A 12,834-nucleotide genomic window follows, 5' to 3' on the forward strand; every position below is an offset into this window, starting at 1 on the left:
CGCGCCCCTTTCGGGCGCGTCCACGCCGTCGTTTATATCATGCCGCGCGGGTCCAGCCCTGGAGCGTCGCCGCTTCGGCGCGCACCGCTTCCGGCCCGCCGAGAACCTGCCGATCAAAGCCGATGCGCTTGAACCAGTAGTGGAGACCGAGAAGGTCGGTGAAGCCCATTCCACCGTGTACCTCCGTGGACGTGCGCGCGACGAAGCGGTGGACCTCACCGGTATGTGATTTGGCATGGCACGCCGCAAGCCTGGCCTCGTCGGGTGCGGCGTCGAACGCATGGGCGGCATACCAGACCAGCGCACGGCATGGTTCATGACGCGCGGCCATTTCCGCGCACATGTGCTTCACCGCCTGGAAGCTGCCGATAACGCGGCCGAACTGTTCGCGTTGTCCGGCATAGTCGATGGCCTTTTCGATCATGGCCTCGCCCGCTCCCAGGCTGTCGGCGGCAAGAATGATACGGCCGGCGCAGCGCAGCCGCGCAGCCGCCACCCCGCCATCGGCCATCAGAGGTTCGGCGGCGACGCCCTGAAGGTGCACTTCGCCGACGCTGCGCGTCCGGTCGATGGTCGTCAGCGCCACCGTCTCCAGACCGGCGGCGTCGGTGGGCACGAGATGGAGCCGGCCCGCCCCGTCCGCGACCAGGAACGCATCGGCACCTCTGAAGTCGAGCGCGAAGAGCGACGTTCCGCTGAGTCCTCCGCCGTGCGCGGCGACAACGGCACCGTCGCGTGCTTCCACCGTCTCGGCGATGGCCACCGAAATCCGGGGCTCGCCGCGGGCAATGCGAGGCAGCCAGTCGGCTTGTTGCTCTCGTGAGCCTGCATGCGTCAGAGCGAGAGCGGCGAGGACATTAGTGGCGAGGAAGGGGACCGGCGCGGCGGCATAGCCCAGTTGTTCCGCCACCACGGCGGCATCCAGCAGGCTCATGCCGAGGCCGCCATGCTCTTCGGGCACCATCATGCCGGGCAAGCCAAGCTCACCGAGCGCCGACATGGTCTTATCGCTGAAGACGGGTTCGCCCTCCGCGCATTCCCGCACATGATCGAGGGGGCAGTTGTCGGAAAGGCTGCGCGCGACGGAATCGCGAAGCATCCGCTGGTCCTCGGAAAGTCCGAAATGCATCAGGCAGTCTCCTGTTTGCGGCCGTCCGCGACGGCGCTCCGCTCGACCGCGGCGGGTTTGGGTAGCCTCGGTTCGCGCGGCATGCCGAGTCCGCGCTCGGCGATGATGTTCCTTTGGATCTGCGCGGTGCCGCCGCCGATGATGAGGCCGAGCTGGAACATATAGTTCCGTTGCCAGGCACCCCGTGCCCGCTCACGCGGGCTCCCATGGTAAAGGATGCCTATCTCGCCCATCGCGTCGATGGCGAGCGCAGAGATCTGGTGCGCAAGTTCGCAGCTTTGCAGCTTGACGATCAGCTTTGCCATACCGCCTGGGTCACCGCGCAGGCTGTTGGACAATATGCGCATGCCATTGTATTTCATTGCTGCAACCTCCGCCTGGAGGGCGGCCAGCCGGTCGCGAAGCACCGGACTGTCGATCGCGCGGTCTTTGCCGACACGTTCCTCCCGCATCAGGTTGACGAGCGCCTGAAGCCGGTTCTCGAGCGCGTCCGGATCGCCCAGCATGCTACGTTCGTGGCCCAGTGTCGCGTTGGCGACGAACCAGCCCTGGCCGCGCTCGCCGACGATCTGGTCCACGGGCACGCGCACTTCGGTGAAGAAGGTTTCGTTGAACTCCGCATGGCCGGTCATGGTCTTCAGGGGGCGCACCTCGATCCCGGGCGTGTCCATGGAGAAGATGAGGTAGGAGATACCGCCATGCTTGGGCGCTTCATGTTCCGTTCTGACCAGGCAAAAGATCATGTCTGCCTGTTTGGCCGTGCTGGTCCATATTTTCTGGCCATTTATGACGAACTCACCACCTTCGACCCTCGCGCTCGTTTTGAGCGCGGCAAGGTCCGATCCTGCGCCGGGTTCCGAATAGCCCTGGCACCAAACGATCTCCCCCTTCAGCGTGGGCTCGATCCACCGGCGTTTCTGCTCCTCGGTTCCCAGCTCTAGAAGTGTGGGCACCAGCATCGAGATGCCCTGGTTCGCAAGGCCGCCCGGAATGCCCGCGCGCGAGAATTCCTCGGCGATGATACGCGATTTCAGAATGTCCGGTTCTGCCCCGTAGCCCCCGTATTCGCTCGGAATCGTGCGCGCGGTATAGCCATGTTCGATCAGCAGCGCCTGCCATTTGACGGCATCGGCCGAAGGACGCGCCGCGCGGTCCTGCCCGGCCGGGGCGCGGTGCCCATGGGCTTCGAGGAACTGCCTAACTTCTTCGCGAAAAGCGTCGTATTCGGCGCCGTATTCAAGATCCATCGGGCGCCTCTTCCTTGTCGAGCCTGTCCGTATCAGGACGGAAGACGGGCAGGCGAAAATCCGTTCCCACCGGCTCGAAGTCGAGCGTCACAGGAAGGTCCAGTTCCAGCCCGTCCGGGTCGCAGTCGATCAGGCGCGTCGCCATGCGCACGCCCTCTTCGAGCTCGACTACCGCCGCGATAAAGGGGATGTCGTCGGCAAAGGCCGGATGCAGGGCCTGATGCGTGACGGTCCAGGTGAACAGCGTCCCCTTGCCGCTGCTGCGCTGCCAGGAAAACTCCGGCGAACCGCACCGAGCGCACATATAGCGCGGCAGATGGCGAAAAGTGGCGCACTCGCCGCACTGCTGAAAGTGGAGACTGCCGTCCTGACACCGCTTCCAGAATTCCTGTTCGACGGGATCCTGTGGGCAGGGCTTCGGTTTGGGAGGTGCCGCCCGTGCCGGGGCGCGCATCTTGGGCGGCAGGTCTTTCTCGTCGCTCACGCAAACCTCCTCAAAATCGCTATACTGCCGTCACCCAGATCGCCCCAGCCGGTAACCAGACCGGTCTGGGCGTCTTCGACTTGCCGCTCTCCGCAATCGTGGCGCAGCTGGCGCACGGCCTCGACGACATGGTTCAGGCCCCAGACGTGGGCTTCGCTCAGAAGGCCACCATGAGTGTTGACGGGATAGCGCCCGCCCAGCTCGATCTGGCCGTTCGCGACGAACTCCGCCTGTCCGCCGGGTTCGCAGTAACCCAGCGCTTCCAACTGCAGAAGAACCACATAGGTGAAGCAGTCGTAGATCTGCAGAAAATCCATGTCCTCGCGATCGACCCCCGCCATCTCGAATGCGCGCGGCGCGGCGTAGCTCAGGCCGATCTTGAAGGGGTCGGGACGCGAAGGGATATCGTCGGCGGGGTAAGGATGCCCTTCAGCCGCACCGGCGATGCTCACGGGAACATGCGGCATGTCCCTGGCGCGGTCCATTCGCGAAACCACGACTGCGCATGCTCCGTCAGTCTCCAGACAGCAATCGTAGAGGCGAAAGGGTTCGGATATCCAGCGCGCGGAATGGTAGGTTTCGGCATCCAGTTCCCGGCCATAAGTGAAGGCCTGCTGATTCATCTGCGCATGGCGACGGCTCGCCAGTGCAACGGCCGCCATCGCTTCCGGGCCGATATCGTAAATTCTGGAGTGCCGGGTGGCGAGCCAGGCATACATCTGCACCGGCAGGAACACGCCATACGGAATGTAATAGCCCTGGATCGTATTCGTCAGGGTGTTCATGTTCATCGGCCGCGTCAGCGGTGCGCCAGGCTTGGGCCGCAAGGCGGAATAACCGTTCCAGCCGAGCGTCACCAGCACATGGTCGCATAAGCCGCTGGCAATTGCCATCGCGGCGTTCTGGAGTGCCGTGGTAGGGCTCGCCCCGCCCATGTGGACCGTAGAGGCATAGCGCAGAACTTCGATACCGAGGTTAGCCGCCATTTCTTCCGAGGTGGTGTAGATCGGCGGAGGAACCATGCCGTCGATATCCGACGGCTTCAGCCCTGCATCTGCTATGGCCTTGCGCGATGCTTCCAGCATCATGTCGACCGCGGTTTTCTCGGTGCCTTTCACGAAAGCGGTTTCGCCCACTCCGGTGATGGCTGATTTGTCGCTGAAGCTCATGCCTGCCTGACCGCCTGGTAATCGCGTTCGAGCTGTTCGGAAAGAGCGCGCACCCTCTGATAGGTCTCTGGCGGACGCAGTCGCAACTCGCGGCGGACATCCTCCAACGGACGATCGAGATTTTCTTCCCAGTAGAAGGTGGTCAGATCGGCCGCCGCCCGGCCCCGGCGCCACGCTTCAAATGCAGCACGGGCCACTGGCAACTGGGTAGCTTCCAGTTTCATCTTGGGAATGCCGACGCCCACAATGAAGGCGATGCCGTGATTATAAAATTGCGCGTTTCCGAACGAAAGCACGCACAATTCACCCAGCGCGTCCCTGCCGTACCCGGTGACGACATGAAACAGGTCATGCGCATCGCGCAGGCGTCTGCGATAGAGTGAGACATCAGGGTCGTCGAAGTTCTGCAGTCCCCCCGCCTCGCTGGCCTGCGCCAGACCTTCCGCCGTGAGGCCCTCGCCGTAAACAAAATCGAGATAGGTCCGGCCAAGCGTTCCGGGCGCACAGGTCGCAAGGCGCTTGCGATCACACAAGGTCTCCAGCAGGTCGGCCCGGTCGGAAGCGATGCGCCGTCCCTCGCGCGAGCCCATGAAGCGATTGAAGTTCCTGTAGTAGGAATTGCCCGACAACGCCCTGACGATACGGAATATCTGCGCCGTGTCCTCCTTGTCGGCGATCAGCTGCCGCATGGCTTCCAGTGCCTCGAGCGGCCTTACGGGGCGGCGCAATTCGTGACCTTTGGCGTAAGCCATGTCCTTACCTCCTTCGCGCTACTTAAAGGTGCCGGCGCGACCCAATGCCTTCTCGGCTCCATCGACCAGGTCGCGCATCACTTCGGCGGCAGGTCGGATCGAATCGATCAGGCCGATGCCTTGCCCCGCGAAGCCGGGGATGACATCCTTGCGCTCGGCCCTGATCCCGGAGGCCATGACCGGGCCAGAAATCATCGACTGATAGGGCATCGGCAGAGGTTCCTTTCCGGCCTGCACCCAGGCGTCGGCCCACTTGTTGCGGATCATGCGCGCCGGTTTGCCGGTAAGCGATCGACTAACGACCGTATCGGCGTCGCCGCTTTCGGTGATCGCCTCTTTCTGGAAGCGCTCGATGCCCGCTTCCTCGGTCGCGAGAAATGCCGTGCCGACCCACGCGCCCTCTGCCCCCAGCATCATCGCAGCGGCAACACCCCGGCCATCCGAGATACCGCCGGCCCCGAGGACGGGAACACGATCGCCAACGGCATCGACCACCTGGGGAATCAACGAAATTGTCCCGATCGGCGAGTTGTGACCGCCGCCATCGTGACCTTGCGCGACGATCATGTCGATGCCCGATCCAACGACTTGCTCGGCGTGCTTGACCTTGCCAATCACCGCCATGACCTTGGTGCCATTGGCATGGAGCCGATCCATCCACGGTTCAGGATTGCCAAGGCCGGCAGCATAAACCGGCACCTTTTCCTCGATCACCACTTCCATCTGCGCTTCGAAGAATTCCTTCGAGAACAACTGCGGGCCGCCCTTGCCCATTTCAGGCGCGCCCGCCGCCCGCATGGCGGCGGCGGCATCGACCTCCGGAAGCTCTTCACGATCCATGAAGTCGCGCGTGAACTGCTGATATTCGCCCATCAGATCCATGGGATTTTGGGGTGCAGCACCGCTTTGAGGGGCAGAGCCGCGCCTGACCGACGCGGGGAGCAGCGTATCGACACCGAAAGGTTTGTCGGTCAATTCCCGGGTCTGGCGAATCCAGTCGCGCAACTGATCGGGAGAGCACGCCGCAGCACCCAGGACCCCGAGCCCCCCGGCATTCGAAACCGCGGCCGCCAGCGCAGGAACGCTCGCCCCACCCATGCCGGCAAGCAGGATCGGGTACCGGATACCCAACATTTCGCAAATTCGGCTTTTCAACGCCATTTTTCCTTCCCAATCAGTGTCCGCAGACACGCTCAAAACCATTCGAAATTCTACAGCTGCCCCCACCTCACCCGCTGTGAAACCAGCTCCGGACTGCGCTCCGAAAGATATACGGCAGAGCCCGCCACCAACCGGCCCATTGCGCGACGCGCCGCGGGGCTGTCGCCAGTCCGCACCGCCTCGAAAATCCGCACCAGGAATTTGATCTGCATTGCCCGTTCCTGTGCCGAATATCCCAGCGAATTGGAAAATTCGCGCGTCAATAGATGCATCGCAGAGGTCATCAGACCGAACAGTGGATTGCCGCTCGCCCAACCCAGCAAGTCGTGAAACCTGCGATTAAGTTCCTCGAACTGATCGGAAGCTTCATGACGCCTCAATTCCGCCAGACACCCTGCCAGTGCACTGAGATCGGCGGTGGTCGCACGTTGCGCGGCATACGCGGCCACATCGGGTGCGATTGCTTCGCGCAACTCAAGCAAACCACGCAGATCGGCTTCCATGAAATGGAGTATCAGCGAAAGGCTGTTTGCAAAATCGCCGGTCTGCGGCCGAGCGACGACAGGACCTCCACCACGGCCGAGCTGGAGATGGATGACTCCCTGCAACTCCAGGAACCGCAAAGCCTCCCGCAAAGTTGCGCGCGCAACCTCATAGCGCGCGAGCATTTCATCTTCGCGCGGAAGCCTGTCACCCGGGTTATGACGGCCTGCTTCGATGTCCCGCACAATGCTTTGCGCAAGAGAAAGGGCACGCTTGGCCTTCTTTACCGCTGGCATCTGCCACCCATCAGCACACCCGCACCTGATTTAAAAAACGGTATAAGGATTGCTGCAACCCTTTGCCGTCTCGGCTCACTATCCGACGGGGCTGGCGGAAGCAAGTGGCTAAAAGAGTATACGGTTTATTGACTGCGTGAGATCTCTGCCTTATGGATTGCTTAGGTCGATCGGGCCTGAAATGTGAAAGGAAGCGACCGCTTATGGACAGCCAGATCGCCGAGCCGGATGCCGCGGCGAGGATCGCGTCAATTCCGATCGAGGAAATCGACGTGGCCCGGCCGAGCCTGTTTCAGAACGATACGATCGGCCTGTTTTTCGACAGGTTGCGCGCCGAAGATCCCGTCCACTACTGCCGCGAGAGCCATGTCGGCCCCTACTGGTCCATCACCAAGTTCGACGACATCATGGCGGTGGACACCAATCACAAGGTATTCTCCTCGGAGGCGAAGCTCGGCGGGATCGCGATCCAGGACATGCATTCGGCGGAGGGCGCGCTGGAACTCGAGATGTTCATAGCGATGGACCCGCCCAAGCACGACCAGCAGCGCAAGGCGGTGACGCCGGCCGTTGCTCCCTCCAACCTGCAGCTGCTCGAACCGGTCATCCGTGAACGCGCAGGAGAGATTCTCGATGAACTCCCGGTTGGCGAAGATTTCGACTGGGTGGACAGGGTTGCAGTCGAACTGACGACGATGACGCTGGCGACCCTGTTCGATTTCCCTTGGAAGGAACGGCGCAAGCTGACGCGCTGGTCCGATGTGGCAACGGCGGCACCTGAAACCGGGATCGTCGAATCTTACGAGGCGCGGCGCGAAGAACTGATCGGTTGCGCAATGTATTTCAAAACTTTGTGGGACGAACGGATAAACGAGGAACCGAAGAACGACCTTATCTCGATGATGGCTCATTCTCCCGCGACGCGCGACATGCCGTTCCTCGAGTTTCTCGGAAATCTGATGCTACTGATCGTCGGCGGAAACGACACGACCCGTAATTCCATCAGCGGCGGGGTGCTCGCCCTGAACCAAAACCCGGACGAGTACGCGAAACTCGATTCGGATCCTTCGCTCATTGGGAAGATGGTTCCGGAAATTATCCGTTGGCAGACCCCGCTCACCCATATGCGCCGAACCGCGCTGGAGGATTGGGAGATCGGCGGCAAGCCGATCAGGAAGGGCGATAAGGTGGTGATGTGGTATCTCTCGGGCAACCGCGACGAGAGTGCGATCGAACGCGCGGACCAGTTCATCATCGACCGGAAAAATCCGCGTCATCACCTTTCATTCGGCTATGGCATCCACCGGTGCATGGGAAACCGGCTCGCGGAACTGCAGCTGCGGATCATCTGGGAGGAAATTCACAAGCGTTTTTCCCGGGTCGAAGTCACTGGCGAGCCGGAGCGACTTTATTCAAATCTCGTACGCGGGATCACCAGAATGCCGGTGCGGCTGCACGCCCGCTGACCCTCGATACCGAAATGCGGAGTTCAAGATGATCAACATCACGTTCGTGGCGAGCGACGGAGAGCGGCGGAAGGTCGAAATTGAGGAAGGCGAGACAGCCAGGGAAGCGGCACTGTACAACGACGTGCCGGGTATCGATGGCGATTGCGGAGGGGTGTGTGCTTGCGCGACCTGTCATGTACACGTCGACCCCGAATGGATCGACAAGGTCGGCCGTTTGACGGACGGCAGCATGGAAGCCGACCTTCTGCAGTTCGCCGAGGGTACGACGGAATTTAGTCGTTTGGCATGTCAAATTAACATGAAGTCAATTCTGGATGGACTTGTGCTGCACGTGCCTGATAAGCAATATTGAATTGCTCGTCGCAACCAAGCCGATGGTGCCAAGCAGCCTCTAGTATCATATGTGTCACAGAGGCTGACCATGACTAAAATTGATTTTTTCGTGACCTGACCCCCTGATTTTCCTCCAGTCTCGATTAGAGTGTGCTGAAGGAAGCTGAGGCGGGAGCGAAGACCGCCGACCTAGCGCGGCGGCACGGTGTCTCCGAAGCGACGATCTACAACTGGAAGTCGAAGTACGCCAGGCTGGAGTTGTCCGAGGCCCGGCGGCTGAAGAAGCTCGAGTGCGAGAACGCGAAGCTCAAGCGACTTCTGGCTGATGCGATGCTCGACCAGGTGACCGGCCCCCACGGAGTGGTCGGTGTTGGTCGTTAGTGCATTGTCGGCTCAGGCGTGCGGCAAGCTGCGCATACGTAATCGTGGCGTGAAGGCCGCCTTGTCGAGGCAGAGGCCGCTAGCCACTGATGGCTGCGATGATGGACGCTAGCGAGCAGCAGGGAGCGAGTAGTCATACGAGCGGTCGTAAGAGTACTTGCATCGAAGTCGTCGGGAGATATCGTCAGGGTCGCCTGGCTTCTAGGCGGCGCGATAAACACGCCGTGCCAAGGCGAAGATGGGGCCGTTTGGCGCCTAGGCACTGGCGCCCAACTCCTTCAGAGCTTTCCAGAAAGCCTCTCGGCGGCCATTGACGCCGCGCAGGCTCAGTTGCCTCATCCTGAACAGACGAGTCCGGCGCTCGGCAGGCTGCGGAGGCTCGCGAAGACATCGGAGCTGCCAGCTGGGATTCGCGAGGAGCTTAGAGCCGTACTCCGGTCATGGGATAGGCCTCTCCCCTACGCGACCCGGCTGTCGCTAGCTCGAAAACATGAGAACCTTCTGACCCTAAAGGACGCGGTAAAGCGCATAGGAATAAGCGCCTCAGAAGCGGCAGCCCTTCGTGACGCCAGTTTGATGGAGGTTCATCGCATAGGAGGCAACGAACGCAAGATCGCTTGGGTTACTAGAGCGGAAGCCGCCCGCCTTTCCTGCATATTTCGTGACGCGATCTCGCCGTGGTCCTTGAAGTCGGTATACGGGATTGCGCCCCTTCAAGCCGCTCAGCTCGCGGCGTCAGGACTGATTGATCGCTGCCAAAGCCCGGAAGTTTCGTTTGTTTCTGGTGCGGGATTCTACTCGCGCCAAAGCATCGACGATTTTATTGAGGAACTCTCCCCCGCAGTTGAGCGAATTGAGGAGACGAGCGGCTGGATCAAATTGGACACCGCACTCCAGATGGTGGGCGGACGTCCGAAGCCGTGGGCGGCTCTACTGCAACGGGTCCTCGAAAGCCGATTTTACTACCTTGGCACGACCAGCGGTACGCTGCGCCTAGACGGGCTATACCTCCGGCGCTCGGAATCCTGGCACATCAAGAGAATGAACTCGGATGGGAAATGGGATCTTGCTGACGAACTTCCCGATGGCTTCATGATCGGAGACCTCGATGCCATGGGTTACCTCAATTGCACGCCCAATGCTTTTTACGACCACGTGAAACCTGCCCTCAGGGCGCGGAGGGACACCGAAAACTTTGGAATTCGCGACGTCCACGCATTTGCGCAGACCTATGCCTCAACAAAGGAAATCTCGGCTTACTATGGGCTTCCCTGCCGAGAGATTAGCGCTGAACTCAAACGCGCTGGATACAAACCTCGATTCGGTGGTAGTTTCTGGCGCAGGGGCGATGCCTTCGGCACGCTTTTCAGAGATCTTGACGTACTTACAGATACTCCATCTCTGTTCCGCCAGCGAACCGGAACCGGTGTACGGCCCCTGAGCGACGGGGAGTTTGCGAAGCTCAGCAATCTTATCCCGTGCTGCCGGACCTCCCGGCGATGCCTTAACGACCGATCACTCATCAACGGAATCATCTGGAAGGCTTCAACAAAGAAGGCTTGGTCGAGCATGCCTCCTGAGTTGGGAAACGTGAGCGAGATGAAGCGCGGATTCGAACACCTGCGAGACAACGGCGGTCTCACTCGGATCGCTCGGGCCTTAGCCGGGGATAGCCGATGATAGGATGGCCGAACGGTGTAGCGGTCGACTGCTGTCGACCTCCTCAGATGGCGAGGGTCGGCCGGCACTATATTTCCGGTATTTCGACCTTTCCAAAGAAAGAAGCCGTATACTGCCGCCACCATCGCGGGCCGTCGCATCATCTACCGCTGTGGGTGTTTCCGACACATGCGCGCTATCTGCGGCTTATCATCTCGATGCTGCTCTACCGCATGGAGGAGATCGGGCTGGAAAAACCGGCCAGCGGACATTCAGTCCTGTTCATTCTCGATGAATTTGCATCGCTGGGCCATATGGACATGCTGGAAAAGGCCGCTGGCCTCATGGCAGGTTATGGCGTGAAGCTGTGGCCGATCGTCCAGGACCTCACTCAGATCAAGAAGCACTACCGCGAAAGCTGGGAGACGTTTCTCGCCAATGCAGGCGCGATGACATTCTTCGCGAACAGTGATCTGACCACACTGGAATGGCTCTCCAAACGTATGGGCGAAACCGAGGTCATTCGCGAAAATAAGGGCAGCTCAACATCGGAAACCAAGGGCACGAGCGAGACCAATGGCACCAGCCAGCAGGAAGGCGAGAGCTACACCGACACCCGGTCACAAACCGAAGCCGACATGGCTCCGCTCAGCCAACTCGCAACAGTTCAGGGCGGGCAATCCATTTTCGATGTCTTCACCAGGCGCTTTGAAAAATCGACAGCACAGAGCCACCAGACGGGGAGAAGCGAAGGCGCATCGAGCCAGAAATCAGAATCTCATTCGACGGCTGAAAGTTCGTCCACAACGGCAGGCCGATCACGATCAGAGCAGATCATCAAAACAGGCCTGATGACAGTCGATGAGATCGCCGCGCACTTTGCCCGCGAAACTGGCCGCATGATTGCCTTTGTCAGTGGCAAGGGGCCTTACGCGATCAACCGAACCCCATATTTCGCGGACGAGGCTTTCACCGAGTTGCTGAAGCGCGACTAGCGCGAAGCAGATCGATCGAATGAAGGTGAGGCGGCGCGGTTATCCCGTGCTGCCTTTTTTGCCTTGTCGAGCAATTGCGTGGGCGGTTTTCGAGGCTGGTTTTTTACACCCTCGACTTTATCACGCAGCGCTTCGGCCCGCTTGATATGCGCCTGCCAATTTACGCCGTGCGCACCCATGCCACGCGGCTGGGGTGATCGCTCAGGCGCTGGCCCAAATTCCTTGTCTGCCTTGCGCGCTATCTTCGCCGCTTTAGCCTGCAATGTCTGCGACTTGGCGGTGTCGAAAGATGGCCTCGACGAATGAGGCGATGGAGCCTGATTGGAATTGGCCGGGCTCGCGCTTCGGACCTTTTTCGAGGCCGACCGGTCAAGTTGATGTGCGAAAGACGTGTTCCGATTGGTCATGTCGGCTCTCCATAAAGAAGCCGCCCCGCGTATGAACGCGAGGCGGCTGGGTGGGCACGTCAGCCCTAGCGCTCTTGCTGCTCTAAAGGCGTCAGCAATTGCCCCTGAAATTGAGCAGGATCGGGGAGGCCGCGCAGATAGTCTTGGCTGAGGCTGCCCGCTCCACGACGGCCTGCATCGTTAAGTTGGTCGGCCATATCTGACCGGATATGATTGCCGACCTGGCAGAATTCGGGCATGAAAATGCACCCGATATCAGCAGCGTTAGCTATGAAGGCATTTCCCGATTGGGTATCGCGAATTGCTTGTTGCCGGAATTGCAGCATGGTGCCTTCCATCTGATAGACGGCCTGCTGGATCATATTCGCCCGGTCATAAAGAGACTTGTAGGCCTCAACACCACTTTGCAGGCGAGCTTGTGTTTCCTGAAGCTCGACATTGTAGGCCAGCTCCACCTCTTTCAGTTTTTCCTGAAAGGCGAGCTCGGCAGCGCGTTCACCCTCAGCGCGCGCTTCGGAAATCTGCTGCTCTGCCTGAGAGCGATCCATTACAGTGCCGCGCAGGATCGTGACCTCATATGTCGCGATTGCCTTGCCCACCAGTACGCTTGGCTTCCAATCATACGGCAAAACCAGTTGCGTCACACCGAGCAGGATGAAGAGCAGAACGCCAGGAGCGCCCATCGTCAGAATGAGACGCGCCCAGTTTCTCGGAACCGCGACCGGTTGCATAGGCTGAGCTCTGTGTGGCGGGGCAGCCGTACTGCCCCCACCCGCTGGTGCTTGAGCAAAGTCACGCGGACGGTTTGCTTTCATATTGTCGTGATTCATCGATGTAATCTCCGAGCTGAATTGATGCTCGGAAGATGC

At 60.4% G+C, this 12,834-nt stretch carries 13 protein-coding genes and 1 pseudogene; 5 read left to right on the top strand and 9 right to left on the bottom strand.

Translation table 11 applies throughout. The features are described from left to right. Positions 1–37: 37 nt before the first annotated feature. Genes KCN53_RS00575 through KCN53_RS00605 form a run of 7 tightly spaced genes read right to left on the bottom strand, consistent with a single transcriptional unit; the run spans position 38 to position 6,721 of the window. Positions 38–1,129 carry an acyl-CoA dehydrogenase family protein gene (locus KCN53_RS00575; RefSeq protein WP_088711939.1) on the bottom strand — a complete coding sequence of 364 codons (1,092 nt, stop codon included), beginning with the start codon at positions 1,127–1,129 and terminating at the stop codon, positions 38–40. After that, positions 1,129–2,376 (bottom strand): acyl-CoA dehydrogenase family protein, encoded by a 1,248-nt coding sequence (locus tag KCN53_RS00580; RefSeq protein ID WP_088711938.1) that lies wholly within the window; start codon positions 2,374–2,376, stop codon positions 1,129–1,131. The genes KCN53_RS00575 and KCN53_RS00580 overlap by 1 nt, the downstream gene beginning before the upstream one ends. After that, positions 2,366–2,860: a Zn-ribbon domain-containing OB-fold protein gene (locus KCN53_RS00585; RefSeq protein ID WP_088711937.1), complete on the bottom strand. Its 495-nt coding sequence runs from the start codon at positions 2,858–2,860 to the stop codon at positions 2,366–2,368. Before KCN53_RS00585 ends, KCN53_RS00580 begins: the two co-directional genes overlap by 11 nt. Beyond that, entirely contained in the window at positions 2,857–4,029 is a 1,173-nt protein-coding gene (locus tag KCN53_RS00590) for a thiolase C-terminal domain-containing protein (protein WP_088711936.1), read from the bottom strand. The genes KCN53_RS00585 and KCN53_RS00590 overlap by 4 nt, the downstream gene beginning before the upstream one ends. Beyond that, positions 4,026–4,781, bottom strand: a complete 756-nt coding sequence (locus KCN53_RS00595; RefSeq protein ID WP_224199269.1) for a ubiquinone biosynthesis protein COQ4 — start codon at positions 4,779–4,781, stop codon at positions 4,026–4,028. The genes KCN53_RS00590 and KCN53_RS00595 overlap by 4 nt, the downstream gene beginning before the upstream one ends. Before the next feature lie 18 nt (positions 4,782–4,799). Then, positions 4,800–5,984, bottom strand: coding sequence for an NAD(P)H-dependent flavin oxidoreductase (locus KCN53_RS00600; RefSeq protein WP_224199271.1), 1,185 nt, complete (start codon positions 5,982–5,984; stop codon positions 4,800–4,802). An 8-nt stretch (positions 5,985–5,992) separates the two neighbouring features. Continuing rightward, positions 5,993–6,721, bottom strand: a complete 729-nt coding sequence (locus KCN53_RS00605) for a FadR/GntR family transcriptional regulator (RefSeq protein ID WP_088711934.1) — start codon at positions 6,719–6,721, stop codon at positions 5,993–5,995. A gap of 203 nt (positions 6,722–6,924) precedes the next feature. Here KCN53_RS00605 and KCN53_RS00610 point away from each other — a divergent pair, with 203 nt between their 5' ends. The 5 genes and pseudogenes from KCN53_RS00610 to KCN53_RS00630 all read left to right on the top strand — a co-directional run bounded on the left by KCN53_RS00610 (position 6,925) and on the right by KCN53_RS00630 (position 11,558). Continuing rightward, a complete protein-coding gene (locus KCN53_RS00610) occupies positions 6,925–8,187 on the top strand; it encodes a cytochrome P450 (protein WP_088711933.1) in 1,263 nt (420 codons plus the stop codon). Positions 8,188–8,215: 28 nt separating this feature from the next. After that, positions 8,216–8,542 (top strand): 2Fe-2S iron-sulfur cluster-binding protein, encoded by a 327-nt coding sequence (locus tag KCN53_RS00615; protein ID WP_088711932.1) that lies wholly within the window; start codon positions 8,216–8,218, stop codon positions 8,540–8,542. A 131-nt stretch (positions 8,543–8,673) separates the two neighbouring features. Beyond that, positions 8,674–8,862 (top strand): annotated as a pseudogene (locus tag KCN53_RS00620) (transposase); the annotation flags it as partial. 618 nt (positions 8,863–9,480) lie between these two features. Then, complete coding sequence (locus KCN53_RS00625; RefSeq protein WP_088711931.1) at positions 9,481–10,584, top strand: transposase; 1,104 nt, start codon at positions 9,481–9,483, stop codon at positions 10,582–10,584. 47 nt (positions 10,585–10,631) lie between these two features. Continuing rightward, a complete protein-coding gene (locus KCN53_RS00630; RefSeq protein WP_172406195.1) occupies positions 10,632–11,558 on the top strand; it encodes a type IV secretory system conjugative DNA transfer family protein in 927 nt (308 codons plus the stop codon). Here the strand turns inward: KCN53_RS00630 and KCN53_RS00635 are convergent. After that, complete coding sequence (locus KCN53_RS00635) at positions 11,555–11,965, bottom strand: hypothetical protein (RefSeq protein ID WP_143712199.1); 411 nt, start codon at positions 11,963–11,965, stop codon at positions 11,555–11,557. The genes KCN53_RS00630 and KCN53_RS00635 overlap by 4 nt on opposite strands. Before the next feature lie 65 nt (positions 11,966–12,030). After that, a complete protein-coding gene (locus tag KCN53_RS00640) occupies positions 12,031–12,696 on the bottom strand; it encodes a hypothetical protein (RefSeq protein ID WP_143712198.1) in 666 nt (221 codons plus the stop codon). Between the last annotated feature and the right edge of the window lie 138 nt (positions 12,697–12,834).

The organism is Pacificimonas aurantium (assembly GCF_020092905.1).
Classification (GTDB): Bacteria; Pseudomonadota; Alphaproteobacteria; order Sphingomonadales; family Sphingomonadaceae; genus Pacificimonas; species Pacificimonas aurantium.

What these genes read in the sequence shown, in the direction of transcription:
- KCN53_RS00575 (WP_088711939.1), bottom strand. Translation starts at nt 1,129, where the DNA reads ATGCATTTCGGACTTTCCGAGGACCAGCGGATGCTTCGCGATTCCGTC.
- KCN53_RS00580 (WP_088711938.1), bottom strand. Translation starts at nt 2,376, where the DNA reads ATGGATCTTGAATACGGCGCCGAATACGACGCTTTTCGCGAAGAAGTT.
- KCN53_RS00590 (WP_088711936.1), bottom strand. Translation starts at nt 4,029, where the DNA reads ATGAGCTTCAGCGACAAATCAGCCATCACCGGAGTGGGCGAAACCGCT.
- KCN53_RS00595 (WP_224199269.1), bottom strand. Translation starts at nt 4,781, where the DNA reads ATGGCTTACGCCAAAGGTCACGAATTGCGCCGCCCCGTAAGGCCGCTC.
- KCN53_RS00600 (WP_224199271.1), bottom strand. Translation starts at nt 5,984, where the DNA reads ATGGTTTTGAGCGTGTCTGCGGACACTGATTGGGAAGGAAAAATGGCG.
- KCN53_RS00605 (WP_088711934.1), bottom strand. Translation starts at nt 6,721, where the DNA reads ATGCCAGCGGTAAAGAAGGCCAAGCGTGCCCTTTCTCTTGCGCAAAGC.
- KCN53_RS00610 (WP_088711933.1), top strand. Translation starts at nt 6,925, where the DNA reads ATGGACAGCCAGATCGCCGAGCCGGATGCCGCGGCGAGGATCGCGTCA.
- KCN53_RS00615 (WP_088711932.1), top strand. Translation starts at nt 8,216, where the DNA reads ATGATCAACATCACGTTCGTGGCGAGCGACGGAGAGCGGCGGAAGGTC.
- KCN53_RS00625 (WP_088711931.1), top strand. Translation starts at nt 9,481, where the DNA reads ATGGAGGTTCATCGCATAGGAGGCAACGAACGCAAGATCGCTTGGGTT.
- KCN53_RS00630 (WP_172406195.1), top strand. Translation starts at nt 10,632, where the DNA reads ATGGCGAGGGTCGGCCGGCACTATATTTCCGGTATTTCGACCTTTCCA.
- KCN53_RS00635 (WP_143712199.1), bottom strand. Translation starts at nt 11,965, where the DNA reads ATGACCAATCGGAACACGTCTTTCGCACATCAACTTGACCGGTCGGCC.
- KCN53_RS00640 (WP_143712198.1), bottom strand. Translation starts at nt 12,696, where the DNA reads ATGCAACCGGTCGCGGTTCCGAGAAACTGGGCGCGTCTCATTCTGACG.